Origin of the sequence: Fictibacillus iocasae (assembly GCF_042665465.1) — a bacterium.
Taxonomy (GTDB): Bacteria; Bacillota; Bacilli; order Bacillales; family Fictibacillaceae; genus Fictibacillus; species Fictibacillus iocasae.
Genome location: NZ_JBHTCP010000047.1, coordinates 52,031 through 71,209, shown reverse-complemented (window position 1 = coordinate 71,209; position 19,179 = coordinate 52,031). Strand labels below are relative to the sequence as shown.

Below are 19,179 nucleotides of genomic sequence, written 5' to 3'. Positions count from 1 at the left end.
AACACATTCCATTCTTGGCTTCTTTTCTATTTCACCCTCTGTTTCTCAATCAACCGACCATTCTCCAAATAAACGGTACGGTCGCAAAGGTCGAGCATTCTTTCGTCGTGTGTGACCATGATGCCGGCTTTTTGCTGCAGCTTGATTTCATCTCGCAGCATATTGACGACAGAGCGGCCGCGTGTGGATTCGAGGCTCGCGGTCGGCTCATCGGCTAGAAGAATATCCGGTTCGTTCATTAGTGCCCGTGCGATTGCAGCACGCTGGCGTTCTCCGCCAGACAAGCTTTGAGGATAATGAGAATGGCGGTGCAGCAGTCCGAGGCGTTCGAGCAGATCACTCGCTTTTTTCTCAGCATCCAGTTCTTTGCCGGATAGTTTACCGGAAAATAAAAGCTGATCGTTGACCGTTAGATATGGTAGCAGGTTATGGTTCTGAAAGATAAAGCCGATCTTTTCACGTCGCAGTGCGTTCACGTCACGTGATGAAAAATCGTTCACCTTTTCACCGCTAATATACACGCTGCCGCTTGTTGGCGACAGAAGCAGGCCGGCGATGGAAAGAAAGGTGCTTTTCCCAGAGCCGGACGGACCGACGACGGCGATAAGTTCACCGGGCTTTACTTCCAATGAAACCGAATGCAGTACCTTTACACTGGTGTCACCGTCGCGATAAATTTTGCTGATGTCTTCTAAAATAATGCTGCTCATGCTGCTGTACCTCCAATCGCGGATAACGGATCAATTTTCATGATGCGGTATAACGACAATAACGAACCAGCTAACGATACACCGAGAAACAGAATACAACAAAATATCACCTGTACAGGCTGCAAATCAAAGGGCAGACTCGGTGGAAGGATGGCCGCCAGTCCGTATGTGATGGCGATGGCCATAACGAGCGCGGATACAGTCAGAAAAAGAATCTGGGTGATTACCGAGCTTGCCAAGTAAGCGGACGTAACACCAATGGCCTTTAGCACGCCAAACTGGTTCGATTTTTGAATGGTGATCACGTAAAAGAAAACGGCGAGCACAAAGGCCGCGATAACAAACAGAAATACAATCATCATTTGCAGCGAACCTTGCTCTTCTTTAAAGCCTGGTATTCCCTGCAGGGCCTCTTTTTTGCTGATCACATCGATTCCGGACACGTTTTTGTCAAGCTTGTCTGCCGTATCTTGCGTGGCTTTCACCGCGACAGCATTGATGACAAGCTGCTTTTTGGGATGCAGCGCCGCGAACGTTTTGCCGTTCACATGCAGCACAGGTGAATGGCTGTATGACTGGTTTTCGGTAAAACCGACAATCGCCAATACCGTACCGGTTGTTTTGTCTTCAATCTTGCTGCCAAGCTTATAACCTTCTTCTTTTAATGAAATGTCTGCGACCGCCTCGTGAAGAGAGGATTCATTAAAGATGCGGCCTTCTATGACGTTTGGCGTGATAGTGCTGAATGTAGAGATACCCATATACGTCACATCCTGTTTTTTACCCGTAGAGCCAGGCTTGAACACCGATCCCATCCATATGCTGAGCGGAGCGGAGGATGAATTTCCAAGCTCACTTTCAACAGCGGTAACCGTCGCAGAGGGCAATTCAGACGAGCTGATGCGGTTGTCTGATTGAGACTGCAAAACAATATAATCACTGTTGAGCTCCGCAACTGCCGAACCATTGTCGGTCGACAAGCCGCCGGCGAGTCCAGTCACGAACAGTACGAGCACGGCAATTAAAACGATGATAAAGCTCATCATGAAATAACGGGTTTTCGCGTATATCAATTCTCGTAAAGAAAGAAACATCGTCATTCATCTCCTCGTTTAATATGACCTCAGTATAAAAAGGAAATATGAACGGAACATGAACGATACATGACATCTTAAGATGGGGTGTGGATCGGAAGTTTAATGGTGAAAGTGGACCCTTCTCCAAGCGAGCTTGTAACCGAAATATCCCCGCTATGCAGCTGAACAATTTTTTGAACGATAGCGAGTCCAAGTCCGCTGCCGCCTTTATTGCGTGAGCGCGAAGTATCCGCCTTATAAAAACGTTGGAAAATCAGCGACTGTTCGTGCTCTGTCATTCCGATCCCGGTATCCTTTATCGTTACGGTGCAGTGCTCTTTGTTTCGTTGAAGCGAGATGAAAAGACTATCGCCCGTCGTGCTGAACTTGATGCTGTTTTGGATAAGGTTCGCCCACACTTGATACAATAAATTTTCATCACCATAAATAGAAGCAGAAGGAAGGTCCAGCTCTAGTGCCAGCTCTTTTTCTCTCCAGCTGTATTCGGTCATGCGTACAACCTGCTTAATTTGTTCGGAAACATCAAATGTCTTCTTTTCCAATCGTTTTTCTTCTGTATCTAACGAGGCGAGTGTTAACAGCTGTTTGCTGAGCTGCGATAGCCGCTTGCTTTCTTCTTCAATAATGCGTAAATAGTGGTCACGTTCTTCCGTAGATAGAGCAGAAGATCGCAGCGTCTCGGCGAACCCTTGGATCGAAGCGAGCGGCGACTGAATTTCATGAGACACATTTGATACGAACTCCTGACGCATTTGTTCAAGCTGCTTTAATCCTTCTGACATAGTAGAGAAATCCTTCGCCAATCTGCCGATCTCGTCATCACGGTTCACGTTCAGCTTCACATCGTACGTGCCGCTTGCGATCCGTTTTGTCGCGTATGCTAATTTTCTTAACGGTTTCACTAAGTAAGTGGTACTGATTAACACGATGACCATACTAATCAGAATGGTTAGAACGAGCAGAACCGAAAAGAAGAGGCGCAGCTCGCCAAACTGCTTTTCTGTGTTCGGCCGTACAAAAAGGGCGTAGGTCGTGCCTTCATCATTCACTTTTACGCCGATCGAGTTCTTGATATCATTTTTAAAAAAGCCGGTCACGAACGCGTTCGATGGATACGTGCTGATTCCGTGGAACGTCGCTCCGTCCATGACTGATTGGATTGTTTCTGAATTCATTTTTTTCGGAGCAAAAGGCTTACCGAAGCACCTGATGATTCCGCTCTCATCAGCGAGACAAATGTTATAGCCCAAGTCAGCAGTATGCTCTAGATAGGAATGTAGCTTCAAATCACGGTTGTTCGCGATAAAACCCTGCATCTCTTCGGCCATTTTCGTGATCTTTTGGTCGTTAAACGGCTTCAAATAGATGTGATAATATCCGTTGGCTATAAGAAATCCGAAAAAGCTGCTAAGCAGCATCACGGCAAGCGTCGTGACGACGATGCGCGAATAAAGAGATTTCACGCTCTAGTCACCTCCAGCTTATATCCAACCCCACGAACGGTAACGATGGAAAAGCTCGCATTCAATTGGGCGAACCGTTCACGAAGCCTTTTTACATGAACGTCGACGGTCCGGTCATCTCCTTCAAAGTCAGCACCCCAAATCGTTTGAATGAGATCTTCACGTGTGAACGTCCGGTTCGGAAAGCTCGCAAGCTGAGACAATAGCTCGAACTCTTTCATCGGCAGCATGAGCAGCTTGCCGTTGCAATGCACCTCATAGCTTTGGCGGTTAATTACGATGTTTGGCAGAACAATTTTCGGCGCACTCGCTTTATGGTAGCGTCTTAATAGAGCGTTGATACGGAACAGAAGCTCTTTCGGCTCAAAGGGCTTCGTCATATAATCATCCGTGCCGACCGTAAATCCTTTTTCTTTATCCATTAGCTGGTCTTTCGCTGTCAAGAGGATCACAGGGATGTCATAATGCTGCCGAATTTCGGCACAAAGCTGATAGCCGTCTGTATTCGGCATCATCACATCCACGACCGCCAGCTGAAACGTCTGGCTCATCAACAGTTCTGACGCTTCTTTTCCGTCAACCGCTTCCGTTACCGCATAGCCCTCCGCCTGCAGAGTATGGCACAACAGCCTGCGTATATGGTAATCATCATCTGCCACAAGAATATGTATCATGGTCCCACCGCCTCATGGTTTTTTTAATCGCATCTTCCATTTACTTTACTCTGTACATTATTATGAGTTTGTTTTGAATAGAAAAAAAGCCAAACAGAGCATAAAATCCCGTTTTGGCTCGTTTATATCGCGGCTCTATTCTTGCCGTTTCGTTTGGCTTTGTATAACGCTTCATCTGCGAGACGAAGCACGTTGCTTGGGTTTTCTTTCGCATCGCGCCATACTGCGCCGCCAATGCTGCAACCGATGGTCACAATAACATCCCCAAGCGTAAACGGCTTGTGCAAGTCCTTCACGATCCGTTCAGCGATTTTTCTAGCTTCAGCTTGATACTGAGTACCTGTATGCGGCAAGATGACGGCAAACTCGTCACCGCCGAGACGAGCAGCGAAATCACCTGACCGGATGCAGCGCTGAATTCTTTGGGCGACCTGTTTTAACAAGAGGTCTCCTGTCTGGTGGCCGTATGTATCGTTTACCGGCTTAAAGTCATCCAGATCGATATAAAGGAACGAGACCGGCTGATCGTCTTGGACCGCCTGTTTGGCAGCAGTTGCAATGAAATCATCAAGTGCCAGCCGATTGGGCAGCCCGGTAAGGGAGTCGTGCTGCGCGATGTTCTCCATCTTGTCTAGCTCTTTTTCCGTAGCAGACAGGCTGTGAATCAATTCTTTTAAAGAAGCGGACAAAATTTCAATCTCCGTAATGCCCTTAGGCTCAGGAATGGCCACATTATGACCGTTTTTCAGCTGAAGCGCAGCCGAGGAGATGCTTCCGAGCGGCTGAGAGACTCTGCCAGCTAAAAACCAGGCAATGACGGCGAAAACAAGAGCACACAGCAGACCTGTCATCATGATAAACTGCTGCAGGTCATTAACAGGGGCGAAGGCGATGTCAGCAGGCTGCCTGACAAGGACGGTCCAGCCAAGGCCTTCATAATCCATATACCCCGAGCCTTTTACGTACCCAGTCATATATTTCTTGCCGTCTGGCCACGTTTCCATTGTCCATGAGTTCTTGCCTTTCTCTGCCTGTTTCACACTCTTTATTCGAAGTTTCTTGCCGATCAGGTCCTTGCTTCCGAGCACTACGGCCTGATCGCGTTCACTGATCACAAACACTTCGATTTTCTTGCTTTTATCGACTGGCTTTAAAATAGAGCGTTCCACATCGTTCGCCCATTCCCAGCTTAAATGCGTGGCAAGCACGCCTGTTTTTTCACCTGATTCACCATACACCGGCATGCTGATATCAACGAAACGAAGAGGTCCATTGCTCGTAGATGATTGAGGCAGCAGCTTCGCCAACAACACAGCATCATGGACATCGCCGATAAACGGACCTTGTAGCCCTTCCATGAACACGGGGCGCTGTGAAATATTCTTTCCTTCTAGAATGCCACCTGTCGAGACGAGCACGTTCCCTTTTGTATCAAGGTACCCGATCCATGAATAAAAAGGGATGCCTTCTTTCAGGTTCTCTAGCAAACCTTTTATGCGCTGTTTGTCCTTTAATTGATGAAGATCGGACAATTGGCTGAGCATCTTCACTTCCTCGGTGCGTGCCCACATGAAACTATCGAGCTTATCAGAAGTCTGGTAAGCGTTCTGTGCGACACTATTTCCTATTTCTGATTTCAACTCTTCACTCGTATACCTGCCAATCGCAACGGAAAGAAGAAGTGTGAGCACAGAAACGATCATAACGGTGGATATCGTGCTTCTTGCACGGAGACTTAATCGAAAAGGTACATTCACTATCTTTCCCCCTAAATTTGGATACCCTTCATTTTACTTCTAAATGAATCGCTTAATCAACGGAGAATCGAATAAAAAAACAAAGCGGCTGCAAGAGCCGCTTTGTTCAAGGACTGATTATTGAGAGATGGTGCGGTTAGAGGATGCAGAAGCTCCGTAAATAAAGCCGAAATATAGTGACGCGAACGCGATAATAAAGTGAAGAATGTTATCAGCGAGCAAGAAAATAATGCCGATGAATTCGTGTGTGAACAGTCCAAGAATCGCAACGAGCAAGTACACAACTCCGAATATCTTGGAAAATAAAATCGCTTTGCTTTCAGACCCGCTCATCAGCAGCCCGACGATACCAGAGGCAAGGTGAACGATGTTATGAACCGGTGTGAGGTGGAAGATCTCCTCCATCGGAAAAACAAAACCAATCACGCCTAAAGCAAGAAAAATAATAGCCAAACCGCGAACGTAGATCTTTGCCATACATACCCCATCCTCTCGTTAATTTTTTCAATACACCTAAATAACGGAAGAGTGGTTAATATGGATCACAACACAATGGTACTTTTTTAAAATTAGTTTCCTTCCTCACTTTTTCATTTATTGTTAACGGGAGTTTTTTTCTTGAAGAAAAATGAAATCACAACCATGATAAGCGAGAACGAATGTTGAGTGTTTAACGCTGCCTTATAACGGTTATAGTTCAGTAACAAAATAGCAGGGAGCTGATAAAGATGAAGACGTTTTTGAAACGGACGATCGGGCCGAATGCAGCCGTACTGCTCACACTGCTCTTCCTTCCTGTATTTCTCATCACCGACAACGTGGACATGCTGCAGCAGATGATCGACTATCTGAACAGAGAAGATTAAGCTCCCTTGAGAGGGGAGTTTTTTTTGAGTTAACGTGTTTTATTACGCCGCTGATAAGGAATAGTAAAAAGTAGAAAAGAAAAGGAGTGGATGGGATGGACAAGCAAGAGCTGAAGCAAAATATTTTAAACGTATTGGACGAGAGCCGTACTGGCACACTGGCCACCGTCAAGGGAAACAAGCCGCATTCTCGTTATATGACTTTTTTTCATGAAGAACTGACGATGTATTCACCGACGAGCAGTGAGACCCATAAAGCCGAAGAGATTGAGGAGAATCCGAACGTCCACATTCTTCTCGGCTACGACGGGGACGGATACGGCGATTCTTATATTGAAGCAGAAGGGACAGCCGTCATTCGCGATGACCAGGAAATAAAAAATAAAATTTGGAACGAGCATATGGAGAACTGGTTTGACGGCAAGGACGATCCGAAATACGTAGTCCTTGAAATCAAGCCATCTACCATCCGGTTGATGAATAAAAAAGGAACCGACGATGTGCAGGAGCTAAAGCTATAAATGAACGAAGCGATGAGGCAGAACTGGCGGGAGAACCGCTCGTTTGCCTCTTTTTTATGTCTTATTTATGCTGATCTGGACCGGCGCGGCTGCAATCGACACAGCATCGGGCGACTGAGGAGAGTGAACGGCCGAGTTATGGAGAGTGCGGCTGAGTAGAACTGCTTTGCGGGCTAAATCATAACCATCGCGGCTGACTTTCCTTTATTTTACACAAACGCAAACGTGCCGATAAGTGTCAAAATTCGACACGATTTAGCCATCCTCTATTCCCTTTTCCACCATTCCTATTTATAATAAAAGTTGTCACTTTTATGAAAGTACAGATAATTGAAAAGGCTTTCATACAACATGAGACTTACAGAAGGGGAGAGGAAGAATGGAAACAGGAGTTATATTTTCAATTGCTGTTTATATGATCGGGATGCTTCTGATCGGCTGGTTTGCTTACAGAAGAACAGCTGATTTATCGGATTATATGCTTGGCGGCCGAAATCTCGGGCCAGCGGTAACGGCTCTTAGTGCCGGCGCCTCGGACATGAGCGGCTGGCTCTTGATGGGTCTGCCGGGTGCGATGTATGCTGCGGGCTTAAGCGCGGGCTGGATTGTTGTCGGACTGACGATCGGCGCCTACTTAAACTGGCTGTACGTAGCGCCTAGACTGCGTACGTACACAGAGGTAGCAAACAATTCAATTACCATTCCGGACTATTTTGAGAACCGGTTTAAAGATTCATCCCGACTGTTAAGGGTGACGTCCGCGTTTGTTATTCTTGTCTTTTTTACATTTTATTCGTCATCCGGTATGGTGTCAGGCGGCCAGCTGTTTGAGACAGCGTTCGGCATGAACTACTTAACCGGAGTTCTGATCACAGCTGGTGTGGTAGTGCTTTATACATTGTTTGGAGGTTTCCTCGCTGTAAGCTGGACAGACTTTGTGCAAGGTGCCATCATGTTTATCGCTCTTATTCTCGTACCGATTGTTGCCATCATGAATGTTGGCGGCTGGGATGCGACCTTCACAGAAATTGAAAGCGTGAAGCCGTCTCTTCTGGACGCATTCAAAGGAACAAGCCTGATTGGCATGATTTCGCTCATGGCATGGGGTCTTGGCTATTTCGGCCAGCCGCATATCATCGTCCGCTTTATGGCGATCTCTTCGGTAAAAGAAATGAAGAGCGCACGCCGTATCGGGATGGGATGGATGATTTTTTCCATCGTTGGTGCGATGTTTACCGGCTTGATCGGTATCGCCTATTTTAGTAAAAATGGCGGTCCGCTCGAGAAAGCAGAAACCGTATTTATTGTGTTGTCAGAGGTGCTGTTTCACCCGATCATCACAGGATTCTTACTGGCGGCCATTCTTGCGGCTGTCATGAGTACGATCTCGTCACAGCTTCTTGTTACAGCCAGTGCGGTTACCGAGGATTTTTATAAATCGTTCGTGAAACGTTCCGCGACCGATAAAGAGCTTGTCTTAATTGGACGAGCATCGGTACTGGCCATTTCCATCATCGCATTCGTTCTTGCGTTGAATCCAAACGATACTATCCTGAACCTTGTCGGTTATGCGTGGGCAGGATTCGGAGCGGCTTTCGGTCCGGTCGTATTGCTTAGTCTTTATTGGAAACGCATGACAAAATGGGGTGCGCTCGCCGGTATGATTACAGGTACAGTAACGGTCATTGTCTGGGAGCAGATCAAAGCATTCGAGGCAGTTTACGAAATCATTCCTGGATTTATCGCATGCGGGATCGCGATCATTATCGTGAGCCTGCTGACTGAAAAACCATCTGCAGCGATTGAGAGAGAGTTTGAGAAATCGGCAGAGCTTACACGATAAAATGACTTCCTGAGACATGAAAAAGCTGATCTTCCTGATGGGAGATCAGCTTTTTTCTCTTTATCTATTTTAGAACTTCCAAGCCGCACCAACGATAATGAGAAGGATGAAAAGCACGACGATGATAGCAAATCCAGAACCATAGCCGCCGCCATATCCGCAACCGTAATTGCAGCCGTAGCCATAGCCAGGATAGCCAAAGCCGCGTTGTTTTTTGCCAAACATGCATTTAACCTCCTTTGTATCATGACATCACTAGCAATATAGTGTATGTCCTATGGCCATTCTTGGTATAGACAAACTCCTATATTTCGCAAAAAAAGTCGGCAGGCTAATGTCCGGGGTCCGGTACTCTTTCCCGCTATCCCGCATAAACAAAGGAAGAATGAGAAAGAGTACCGGAAGAGAAATAGATGTCGAATTTCCCCGGAAATAAGAAGATTAGATCGGAATACAGGCATACCATTAGTCCTTCAGTGAGGTTTTATAATACAATTTACCTAAGAGGGCATGACCTTTTAATAAATGAAAAGCGGGAAATCAAAGATGGATACTATTACGCATACATTATTCGGGTTAACGCTATACGGGGCGATCGACAAGAAGGATATGTCGCCGCAGGTGAAGAAAAGCTTGTTTGCCGCTACGCTCGTGGGCAGCCAAATACCGGACATTGACGTTATCGTCAATGTGACCGAATACGGCCGGGTCATGCAGCAAATGTGGCACCGGGGCTTGACGCATTCAATCTTTCTTGTGCCTGTTTGGTCTTTCCTTCTCTACTATCTGGCACGCTGGATATGGAAGGCCGACGATAAACGGATTTTCTGGTGGTCGATGCTGGCCGTGTTCATCCATAATACGAGTGATTCGTTTAACACATGGGGAACGGGCTATCTCGAGCCTTTCTCGGACAGCAGAATTACATTCGGGGTTATACCGATTGTTGATTTTGTGTTCTGGTTTATTATGATTGCCGCGTTCATTGTGACACGTAAAATACCGTTGGAAAAACGGTATAAAGCATTCCGCATCGCTTGGCTTGTAATGCTGCTGCACGTTGTTATTCAGTCGGTTCAAGGGTATGTGCTGTATGAAGACGCGAAAAAGAAATATGATGAGGTCGAGCTTGTCGCTGGATTTGTTCCTACACAGTTTCAGGTGATCGGGAAACAAGACGATACGGTCGATATTCTGAAAGACAGCATTTTTATTGAACCTCAAAAACAGGTCACTTTAAAATCGAAGGAAGAGGCGGACCTTGCTCCTCTTTTTAAAGAAAAGCCGGAAGCGAAAACTCTTTATGACTGGTCTCCCTTTGTCGTTGTGGTTGAAGAAAAGGATAAGCTTGGCATCTATGATCCTCGGTTCTACCGGAATGGAGAGTCGTTTTTGTATGAATATATAGAAAAGCAGCCCAAGTAACGGGGCTGCTTTTTCTCTATTATTCTGGCTTTTCTTCGTCCTTATCATCACCTTCGCCATCTGATGGAGGGTCATCTGGTGGAGGAGGCTCGGTTGGTTCACCTGTTCCACCTCCGTCATCTCCGCCACCGTCATCTGGCGGTGGAGGCGGATCCTCACCGTCTCCAGGCGGCGGATCAGCTGGAGGAGGAGGTGGTGGTGGAGGTGTTACAGGCGGTTTAGCGTCTTTTTTATCCTCTGGTTTCTTGTCCTCATTCTTTTTCGGCTTGTCCGACTTAGGCGGATCTTTTTTCACAGGTTTGTCTTGTTTTGGTGCATCGGAAGGGGTTGCTCGTTTCTCTTGTTTCTTTTTCGGCTTAAGCTCAGGCTTCACAACGTCGGTAAGAGCCGTTCCTTTTACCATCAGCTCGCGCGAGACATTGGAGGAGCCGTAGCTGGACTTGCTAAGTCTGCCCGTATCTTTATTCACATAGATTTCCTCGACCGAGTCAGGCTTTGTGAATGGCTTCGTTTTCTTATCCTTTGATGCAAGGGTCATGATTTGACGGAAAATATCCCGAGAAATGGCTTGATCTGATTTTGTTAAATAATGGTCTTGGTCGGTTTTGTTATAGCCAGTCCAGACGGATGTTGTATAAAGAGTCGTATACCCGACAAACCAGGAGTCAGACGCGCCGTTCCCAACAATGCCTTCAGGAAGGTTCGTCGTTCCGGTCTTGCCTGCGATTTCCAGGCCAGGAATGCGGGCTGACATTCCAGTCCCTTCCTCAACCACCGTTTTCATCATATCTGTCACCATGTATGCGGTGTAATCGCTCATCGCTTTTTTTCCTTTATTCTCCAACTTCATCTCATTGCCGTTTGGAAAACCGATCTTCCGCAATGTTGAAGGCTTGTGATAAACACCTTCGTTGCCAAATGCGGAATACGCTCCGGCCATCTGAAGCGGTGAGACTCCTTCGTTAAAGCCGCCAATTGCATAGGCCGGGTAGAGCGTTTTGAATTCAAGGCCAAGTCCTGATGCGAATGCTTTTGCCTTTTTATCACCGACCTCCAAGAAGGCTTTAATGGCGGGAATGTTATAAGACATTTTTAGCGCTTGCCGCATCGACATCGTGCCATGAAATTCGTTGTCCCAGTTCTTGAATTCCTTTTCACCAATTTTGAGCGGCTCATCCTTTAACTGCTTATACGTAGACCACTTCAAATATTCAATGGCAGGTCCATAATCTAAAATAGGCTTTGCTGTAGACCCAGGCTGACGCTTGCTGTCTGTTGCATAGTTAAAGCCTTTCTCCACCTTGGCATTTTCAGCCTGGCGGTTTCCGCCGAGTGCCCGGATCGCGCCAGTCTGCGTGTCCACGACAGCCGTTCCAGCCTGAAACTCTGCATCAGGATACTTGACGAACTTATCAGATGAAAGAACCTGCTCTGTATGAGTTTGCAGGACAGGATCGAGGTTTGTGTAGATTTTCAATCCGCCCTCATAAATTTCTTTATCGGAAATGCCTTTTTCACGAAGCTCTTTAATTACTTGCTGAATGTATGCTTCATATTTTCCCTTTTCCTTAGATGGCTTGGACAGCATCTTTTTCACCGGTATGCTCGCAGCTTCTTTTTTCTCGGCTTCTGAGATAAAGCCATGCTTGTGCATCAGGGAAAGGACGATATTTCTTCGATTCTCAGCCTTATCCGGATTCACATAAGGGTTATAATCACTCGGGCGCTGAGGCAATCCCGCGAGTAGCGCCGCCTCGGCTACGGTTAGCTTGCTGAGCGGTTTGTTAAAGTACACTTTGGCGGCGGTTGAGACACCGTATGCCGATTGTCCAAAATATATTTTATTCAAGTACATCTCAAGTATCTGGTCCTTCGAATATTCCCGTTCGAGCTGGACGGCAAGATACGCTTCCTGCACTTTACGCTTAACGGTTTTCTCAGAGCTTAAGACGCTATTCTTGACGACCTGCTGTGTGATGGTACTCGCGCCTTCTGAACCAAAGCCATCCTTCACATTGGCGACAGCGGCTCCGAAGATCCTTTTCACATCGACGCCATTATGTTGTCGGAATCGGACGTCTTCTGTTGCGATGAAGGCGTTCTGCACGTGTTGTGGAATATCCTTGATTGGAGCATATTCGCGGGTCTCCGTGCTGGTGACATACATGACGAACTTATCGTTGCTGTCGTAGATCATGGAAGAGCGAGGGATGCGAAGATCGTCTTCATTTAAATTTGGCGTACCATCCATATAAGCGTAAATCATGGCACCGCCTGTCATGGCGCTGACCACCATCATTAGAATCGTAATAATGATCGTGCGGCGCACCCACAGAAGTGCTTTTTTCTTTTTTCTTAATGACACCCTGTCGGACACTCGGACTCCTCCTTTAATAGAAATGGCTAGGCTCCATATGGTTCATTTGAAAGAATAAATAAGGTCTGAATATCTTTACCCCTGGTACTGGTAAATCAAACCGTTTAGTTTAGAGGAGGAAAAGGAATGAAGGGACTAAGAGGTGAGGAGAAATGAAAACACAGACAATGGACAGAATACACCTGCTTATTCAAGAACTGAATAAAGTGACAGAAAAGAACACGGCAGATGAAGAAACGTGGACAACGATTACAGAGATTTCCCGTCTGCTGGAGGAAGACGTAGAAATCGGAAGCCGCACACAAGGCGTTGTAGCGGATATCGGCGAGCTGGGAGAGGATTTCTTGAAAAAGGAATCCGAAGAACGAGAAAGGTTGCTGCCCGAACGAATGGATGAAATCGTGGAATATGCTACACATCTGAAGGAAGAAGCCGAGCGGTCGGGTGTTTAAAGTTTCCTATCATTGGGAAACCATAGCGTAGACTCTACTATAAAAGGAGTGACACGATGGAAAAGCAAAAGGTAGTTGGGATTTTCCGCACAGAAGAGGATGCAATTGAAGCAATTAAACAGTTGAAGCAGCAAGGGTATGACTCGGACGATATTTCCGTCATTGCTCGTGAAAAAGAAGAAGTAAGAGCCGTTACGAAGGAAACTGGCACACATGCAGCAGACGGCGCTGCAGCAGGCATGGCAACGGGAGGTATCCTTGGCGGTGTCGGCGGTCTGCTCGTTGGATTAGGCGCACTGGCTATTCCAGGCGTAGGCCCCATTGTTGCAGCTGGACCTTTAGCAGCCGCGCTTGGCGGAGCTGCTGTTGGAGCTGGCGCAGGGGGACTGGTTGGCGCGCTTGTCGGCATGGGAATCCCGAAAGATCAAGCAGAAGAGTATGAAGACTATGTCCAGCAAGGTGACATTCTCGTGCTCGTGGAAGCAGATTCTCACAAGCGTGCGAATGTGTATGACACGTTCCGCACACATAAGACAAGAAACGCACACCATTACGACGACAGGCTGAACGACCAGCCACCAATACTTTAAATTTACAAAATAAGATGGAAAAGGGAAGGTGACGGAACATGAACGAGGATCGTTTTAAAGGAAACTGGAAACAGCTGAAAGGCGAGGCGCAAAAGCAGTGGGGCAAGCTGACGGATGACGACTACGATCAGATCCAGGGTGAAAAGGAAAAAATGATCGGAAAAATTCAAGAACGTCACGGCCACACTAGAGAGCAAGCTGAAAAAGAATATGATGACTGGCATCGTAATCTATAAATGATGCAGAAAAAACGGCGAACGAGGGTTTGCCGTTTTTTCTTTGTTTTTATAAAAAGGTAACCGCATGTATTCCAAGACAGTTTGTCGAAAAAAACCATTAGCCAAATAATGACAGATAGAATAAAATATAATAAACTAACCAGTCGTTTTTATTTTATGAAAAGGGAGTGGACCCGTTATGGTAACTATGAAACGTTTTTCTGAATTGCGCTTTGAAGAAGCACTTTCCCTATGGAATGAGGCGTTCAGCCAATATTATTCCGACATGACAATGGACATGGATCGTTTTCTTCAAAAAATTTCCGGTGAAGGCTTGTCGCTCGAGCATTCTGTTGCGGCTGTCCATGAAAATAAATTAGTTGGCTTCGTCTTAAACGGTTTTCGAGAAATCGATGGGAAAGTGTACGCCTGGAACGGGGGGACGGCCATACTTCCTGAGTGCCGCGGCATGAAGATAGGAGAACGGCTTATTGCGGCTTGTTTGGACATATACAAAGAAAAAAACGCAGACATCGCCATACTGGAAGCAATTAGTGAGAACACGCGTGCCATCCGCCTTTATGAGAAGATGGGGTATGAGACTTTTGAGAAACTGGCCTTCTTAAAGCATGAAGGAGAAATGACGGTGCCCTTTCCGGCATCACGAGACTTTATCACGATTCCAGGAGCACCTGAACAACTGGAATCCTTGCCGTTTCATAGTAAGGTAACCGCTTGGCAGACCCAACTGGCGAGCATTAAAGATCCGCGTGTGGCCTTGCTGCAGCATAACGGAGAGAATGTCGGATATGCCGTCTACCGCCACGTCTATCAAAACGGAAGTCTAGCAGCCATTCTGCTGTATCAATGCATCGTTTCTCCCGAATTGGGTGAACGGCAAAAAGAGGCGGCACAAACCTTGCTCGATACCGTTTTCTCACCAAACAGCACCTCTTGCCGACGAATCACGATGAATCTGCCTGTTTCGAATACAGCCGTCTATGAATCTTTACTATCATCAGGATTTGAAATGATGGTGGGGCAGGTGCATATGAAAATGGGGATAAAAAACCGCCATGTTACAGCAGCAGACAGTGAAACAGCACTACTGTAAATGCTGTTTCAGGCAGGACAAAAGATAAAGAGGTTAATAATTTTAATAGAGGAATTTGTATGCCAGGCATTCTTCTGCCTGGCATATTTGGTATACTAATGGTGATATAAGGAATTAATGGAGGAACGTTATGCCTAAGGTCTCAGCAGAATACAAGGAAGAGAAACGTAATGCCATATTGGAAAGTGCGTTAAGATGCTTCGGACAGAAAGGCTATCAAGCTACGATTATTGATGACATCGTGGCTGATTCTAAAATCAGCAAAGGCGCCATCTATAATTATTTTTCCAGCAAAGAAGAAATTTATCTCCAGCTGCTGCAGAAGCGGACGGATGAATTTTTTTCAAGTGCAGAAGAAGAGTTTGCCAGCCTGCCAGACGCCTTGAGCAAAGTGCGTTTTCTATTCGAACGGTTTCGTGTTCAAGAACTTACGGAAGAAAGCAAGCAGGCAACAAGAGTCTATATAGAATTCTGGCTGTTCAGTTCCAGGCAGGATGACTTACGAGACGTGATGGAGCAACGCTACGAGCGGTTTATTTCGTATATCGGCAACGTGATCGACGAAGGGCAGAAGTCTGGCGAATTTAAAAAAGACCTCGACCCTGTTCGAATGTCCGAAATCTTCTGGTCCATGCGCGACGGCAACGTCCTGCACTACTCGTTCCTAGGCGACCAAACCAAATACGAACAAACATGGAAAGTACTCGAAGAATTGTTTTTGCAGTACATTATAAAATAACATTTTAGTAGTCAAAGAAGCCTGATTTTCGTTACAGTTGCAGGGTTTCCGCGGGGCGGGAGTCAGTACCTTAGACGGAGATCAACTTCTTAGATGGACTTGGCAGCTTAAACAGACTAAATACTATTCTTAACCTTCTATAAAAAGCTTTGCAATGGAGCACTCATCCTTATTTGGATTGGTGCTCTTTTTGTGTTTCCAGAATTAAGAAAGTCTTAAGATTTATGCTGAGTATTTGTAAAGAATCGCTCTGTACAATGAAGATAATTTCAAATATATACCATGCTATAATGCAGAAGGGAGAGTGAGAACATGAAAGAGTTTACGGTGCTCGTTGTCGATGATGAGAAAGAAATACGCGATGCGATTGAAATATATTTGAGAAATGAAGGCATTACGGTTATGCAGGCAGAAGACGGCTCAGAGGCGATTGAGAAGCTGGAGCAGCATGACATTCATCTCATTATTCTGGATGTTATGATGCCGAAATTAGATGGCATTTCCGCTACGTTCAAAATTCGGGAACAACGAAACATTCCCATTATCATCCTGAGTGCGAAGAGTGAGGATACCGATAAAGTGCTCGGCCTTCAAATCGGCGCAGATGATTATGTCACCAAGCCGTTTAACCCTTTGGAGCTGATCGCCCGCGTGAAATCGCAGCTCAGGCGGTATGTCACACTCGGTACATATGAAGGTAAATCAGAAATCATTAATCTTAACGGATTGACGCTGGATAAAGAGGCGAAGGAAGTGGCGGTTAACGGGGAACCGGTTAAGTTAACGCCGATCGAATACAAAATGATTGAGCTGTTAATGTCCTATCCCGGAAGAGTGTTCTCCATTCATGATATTTATGAACGCGTCTGGAAAGAGCCGGGATATAACGCGGAAAACACCGTCGCCGTTCATATTCGCAAAATCAGAGAAAAGATAGAAATCGATCCGAAAAATCCAAGGTATTTAAAGGTGGTATGGGGCATTGGATACAAGATGGAGAAATAGAACAAAAATTGTAGCATGGGTCTTGCTGGTGACCTTTGGTTTGAGCGGGATCTGGTCATTTATAGACGCTGGCGATCAATACGCCAATAAGAGCTTTTTTGAATCCGATGAATTTGACATGCAGCTAGAGGAATACATCGACTACATCAGCACAGCTCATCTAAATTCGCCAAACGAAGATGATCTGAAAAAGAAGATAAAGGTATCTGCGGAGGATATTGAAGAACACCGTACCCGATATGGCTCATTATCTGTACAAGTGGATAATTTGAAAGCGCAGTACCAGCCAAGGATTGATGATGCGAAGGCGGCGGGCAATCAGGAAATCGTGAAGCTGTATGAACAGGAGCGGGACGAAAAGATTCAGGACATCAGCGAAAATTTTAAAAGTGAAGAGTATGTGAAAGCGAAGGTGATAAAAGAAAAGGAAAAGAAAATTGATGCCTATCTAAAGGAACGAGAAGAATATATAAGATATTACAATCCTAATCAAAATGGCTTTCAATATTACCTCGAGGATATTCAAACAAAAGAGGTGTATACAAACGTAAGTGGTGCTGATAGCATCAGTGATTTAACGAAGCAGGATCCTGTGTTCTCAAAAAAATATAATCCTTCATCTGGAAACGGCTATTTGTATATAAGCGGCGGGCGCCCTTCTTATATGGAATTTCCGGGCAATCCTGATGACTTCGATAAAACGTATCAAGGCGTGATCACGTTGCCGAGATCAACGTCTTCAGAGAACTGGATACTCAATCAATATGAGGAATACAGCAAAAGGCAGACCGTGTTTTACAGCACAACGGGCGCGAGTGTTCTAGCGCTTTGCCTGGCCTTGTTATTGGCCAAGACATGGGGTCCATTGCAGTTAATATCTTCTTCACAGAATAGAATGGTCTACAATAAGCTGCCTGTGGATTTTCGTCTGGCAGGATTTCTATTCTCTATGCTATTCCTGTTGCCTGCCCTGATCATGAACGGCCAGAACTATAGTATGGTGTATTCATTTTATTCGATCAGTCAAGCACTGGCTGAATTCGGACTCGCCGTTTTGCTGGTATGGCTCACACTTATACAAGGAATTTGGCTATACCCTGAGCTTCGCAAAAAGGAAACGTTCCAACACGCGCTCAGCATACGTTTGGCGCGACAGTTTTATAAAGTAGGTTCAGAGGCGTTTTACAATAGAAGTGTCGGCATTCAGATCGTGCTTCTTCTTACCGTCATTTTTCTATCAGGTTTTGGTGCGGGAATCGTAGTCGTTTTTATGGAATCTTTTGTATTTTCGCTATATGCGTTTCTCTTTATCATTGTCACTGTGCCTGTCCTATCCTATCTTTTTAAACGCATCGGTTATTTCAATACTATAGTCAAGCACTCTCATGAGCTGGCTTCTGGAAAGATGGAACACGATCTGCCGTACAAAGGGAAATCAGCATTAGCGAAGCTTGCCAGGAATTTAAATGCTTTAAAACATGGGGTGAAAACTTCGAAAAGGGCAGAAGCCAAAAGCGAACGACTGAAAACCGAGCTCATCACAAATGTTAGCCATGATCTGCGTACTCCGTTAACCTCAATCATTACGTATACAGAACTTCTGAAGTCAGAAGGGCTCACAGAGAAAGATCGTGAGGATTATGTGGATGTGATCGACCGCAAATCCAAACGACTAAAGGTTCTGATCGACGATTTGTTTGAAGTCTCAAAAATGGCAAGCGGAAACATGGAACTTTCCAAGCAAAAGGTGGATATCATCCAACTTCTTCAGCAGGCGATGGCCGAATATAACGAAACGATAAAAGAAAGCTCCGTCACCTTCAGGCTAAGCACACCTTCAAGTCCGCTATATGCCTATGTTGACGGTCAAAAGATATGGCGCGTGTTTGATAACTTAATCGTAAACGTCCTCAAGTATTCAATGGAAAACACACGCGTGTACATTTCGGTCACGTCAGAACCGAATAAAGTCATCATTTCGTTTAAGAACGTGTCAAAATACGAGCTAGGCGGAAATATAGAAGAACTATTTGAACGCTTCAAGCGGGGAGACACATCACGACACACCGACGGATCCGGCCTAGGGCTCGCCATCGCCAAATCCATTATCGACCTGCATGACGGAAGCATGGAAATCGACGTAGACGGCGACCTTTTCAAAGTCACAATCGAACTGGAATCCATATCATGAAAAACAAAAAACTATTCATAGGAATCGCCATCATCACCTACAGCCTTTTCGGATTCGCCAAAAACGCAGAAAGCCCAACAATAAAACAAACAACAAACACAGTGACGAATATAGGAAAAGAATAATTAGCCTGCAAA

General features: G+C 45.7%; 20 protein-coding genes and 1 pseudogene. 13 read left to right on the top strand and 8 right to left on the bottom strand.

Annotated elements, in window-relative coordinates:
* Positions 1–26 precede the first annotated feature (26 nt).
* The 6 genes from ACFQPF_RS14250 to ACFQPF_RS14225 all read right to left on the bottom strand — a co-directional run bounded on the left by ACFQPF_RS14250 (position 27) and on the right by ACFQPF_RS14225 (position 6,178).
* A complete protein-coding gene (locus tag ACFQPF_RS14250) occupies positions 27–710 on the bottom strand; it encodes an ABC transporter ATP-binding protein (protein ID WP_379750391.1) in 684 nt (227 codons plus the stop codon).
* The gene (locus tag ACFQPF_RS14245; RefSeq protein WP_379750390.1) at positions 707–1,804 is read right to left on the bottom strand and encodes an ABC transporter permease; all 1,098 of its coding nucleotides are present in this window, start codon (positions 1,802–1,804) and stop codon (positions 707–709) included. The genes ACFQPF_RS14250 and ACFQPF_RS14245 overlap by 4 nt, the downstream gene beginning before the upstream one ends.
* Positions 1,805–1,881: 77 nt before the next feature.
* On the bottom strand, positions 1,882–3,270 hold the full coding sequence (locus tag ACFQPF_RS14240; protein ID WP_379750389.1) for a sensor histidine kinase: 1,389 nt from the start codon (positions 3,268–3,270) through the stop codon (positions 1,882–1,884).
* Positions 3,267–3,944, bottom strand: a complete 678-nt coding sequence (locus ACFQPF_RS14235; RefSeq protein WP_379750388.1) for a response regulator transcription factor — start codon at positions 3,942–3,944, stop codon at positions 3,267–3,269. Before ACFQPF_RS14235 ends, ACFQPF_RS14240 begins: the two co-directional genes overlap by 4 nt.
* 122 nt (positions 3,945–4,066) lie before the next feature.
* Positions 4,067–5,701, bottom strand: coding sequence for a diguanylate cyclase domain-containing protein (locus tag ACFQPF_RS14230; RefSeq protein WP_379750387.1), 1,635 nt, complete (start codon positions 5,699–5,701; stop codon positions 4,067–4,069).
* Positions 5,702–5,818: 117 nt separating this feature from the next.
* On the bottom strand, positions 5,819–6,178 hold the full coding sequence (locus ACFQPF_RS14225; protein ID WP_379750386.1) for a DUF4383 domain-containing protein: 360 nt from the start codon (positions 6,176–6,178) through the stop codon (positions 5,819–5,821).
* Positions 6,179–6,429: 251 nt separating this feature from the next.
* On the opposite strand from ACFQPF_RS14225, the gene ACFQPF_RS14220 reads away from it, so the two are divergent.
* From ACFQPF_RS14220 to putP, 4 genes are all read left to right on the top strand, one after another.
* Complete coding sequence (locus tag ACFQPF_RS14220; RefSeq protein ID WP_379750385.1) at positions 6,430–6,567, top strand: hypothetical protein; 138 nt, start codon at positions 6,430–6,432, stop codon at positions 6,565–6,567.
* Between the two features lie 95 nt (positions 6,568–6,662).
* A complete protein-coding gene (locus ACFQPF_RS14215; protein ID WP_379750384.1) occupies positions 6,663–7,088 on the top strand; it encodes a pyridoxamine 5'-phosphate oxidase family protein in 426 nt (141 codons plus the stop codon).
* Positions 7,089–7,247: a hypothetical protein gene (locus ACFQPF_RS14210; protein WP_379750383.1), complete on the top strand. Its 159-nt coding sequence runs from the start codon at positions 7,089–7,091 to the stop codon at positions 7,245–7,247.
* Positions 7,248–7,467: 220 nt separating this feature from the next.
* Complete coding sequence (putP, locus tag ACFQPF_RS14205) at positions 7,468–8,931, top strand: sodium/proline symporter PutP (RefSeq protein WP_379750382.1); 1,464 nt, start codon at positions 7,468–7,470, stop codon at positions 8,929–8,931.
* A 69-nt stretch (positions 8,932–9,000) separates the two neighbouring features.
* On the opposite strand, the pseudogene ACFQPF_RS14200 reads toward putP, so the two are convergent.
* A pseudogene (locus ACFQPF_RS14200) lies at positions 9,001–9,081 on the bottom strand (YjcZ family sporulation protein); the annotation flags it as partial.
* A 396-nt stretch (positions 9,082–9,477) separates the two neighbouring features.
* Between ACFQPF_RS14200 and ACFQPF_RS14195 the strand changes: the two are divergent.
* Positions 9,478–10,356 carry a metal-dependent hydrolase gene (locus tag ACFQPF_RS14195; protein WP_379750381.1) on the top strand — a complete coding sequence of 293 codons (879 nt, stop codon included), beginning with the start codon at positions 9,478–9,480 and terminating at the stop codon, positions 10,354–10,356.
* A gap of 19 nt (positions 10,357–10,375) precedes the next feature.
* On the opposite strand, the gene ACFQPF_RS14190 is transcribed toward ACFQPF_RS14195, so the two are convergent.
* Positions 10,376–12,733: a transglycosylase domain-containing protein gene (locus ACFQPF_RS14190; protein ID WP_379750380.1), complete on the bottom strand. Its 2,358-nt coding sequence runs from the start codon at positions 12,731–12,733 to the stop codon at positions 10,376–10,378.
* A gap of 152 nt (positions 12,734–12,885) precedes the next feature.
* Between ACFQPF_RS14190 and ACFQPF_RS14185 the strand changes: the two genes are divergently transcribed.
* The 8 genes from ACFQPF_RS14185 to ACFQPF_RS14150 all read left to right on the top strand — a co-directional run bounded on the left by ACFQPF_RS14185 (position 12,886) and on the right by ACFQPF_RS14150 (position 19,167).
* On the top strand, positions 12,886–13,185 hold the full coding sequence (locus tag ACFQPF_RS14185; protein WP_379750379.1) for a hypothetical protein: 300 nt from the start codon (positions 12,886–12,888) through the stop codon (positions 13,183–13,185).
* Between the two features lie 56 nt (positions 13,186–13,241).
* Positions 13,242–13,775, top strand: a complete 534-nt coding sequence (locus ACFQPF_RS14180; protein WP_379750378.1) for a general stress protein — start codon at positions 13,242–13,244, stop codon at positions 13,773–13,775.
* Between the two features lie 38 nt (positions 13,776–13,813).
* A complete protein-coding gene (locus ACFQPF_RS14175) occupies positions 13,814–14,011 on the top strand; it encodes a CsbD family protein (RefSeq protein ID WP_379750377.1) in 198 nt (65 codons plus the stop codon).
* Between the two features lie 181 nt (positions 14,012–14,192).
* Positions 14,193–15,107: a GNAT family N-acetyltransferase gene (locus ACFQPF_RS14170; RefSeq protein ID WP_379750376.1), complete on the top strand. Its 915-nt coding sequence runs from the start codon at positions 14,193–14,195 to the stop codon at positions 15,105–15,107.
* A 130-nt stretch (positions 15,108–15,237) separates the two neighbouring features.
* Positions 15,238–15,846, top strand: a complete 609-nt coding sequence (locus ACFQPF_RS14165) for a TetR/AcrR family transcriptional regulator (protein ID WP_379750375.1) — start codon at positions 15,238–15,240, stop codon at positions 15,844–15,846.
* Between the two features lie 312 nt (positions 15,847–16,158).
* On the top strand, positions 16,159–16,851 hold the full coding sequence (locus tag ACFQPF_RS14160) for a response regulator transcription factor (protein ID WP_379750374.1): 693 nt from the start codon (positions 16,159–16,161) through the stop codon (positions 16,849–16,851).
* The gene (locus ACFQPF_RS14155) at positions 16,829–19,042 is read left to right on the top strand and encodes a histidine kinase dimerization/phospho-acceptor domain-containing protein (protein WP_379750373.1); all 2,214 of its coding nucleotides are present in this window, start codon (positions 16,829–16,831) and stop codon (positions 19,040–19,042) included. Before ACFQPF_RS14160 ends, ACFQPF_RS14155 begins: the two co-directional genes overlap by 23 nt.
* Positions 19,039–19,167 carry a hypothetical protein gene (locus ACFQPF_RS14150; RefSeq protein WP_379750372.1) on the top strand — a complete coding sequence of 43 codons (129 nt, stop codon included), beginning with the start codon at positions 19,039–19,041 and terminating at the stop codon, positions 19,165–19,167. Before ACFQPF_RS14155 ends, ACFQPF_RS14150 begins: the two co-directional genes overlap by 4 nt.
* Positions 19,168–19,179 lie beyond the last annotated feature (12 nt).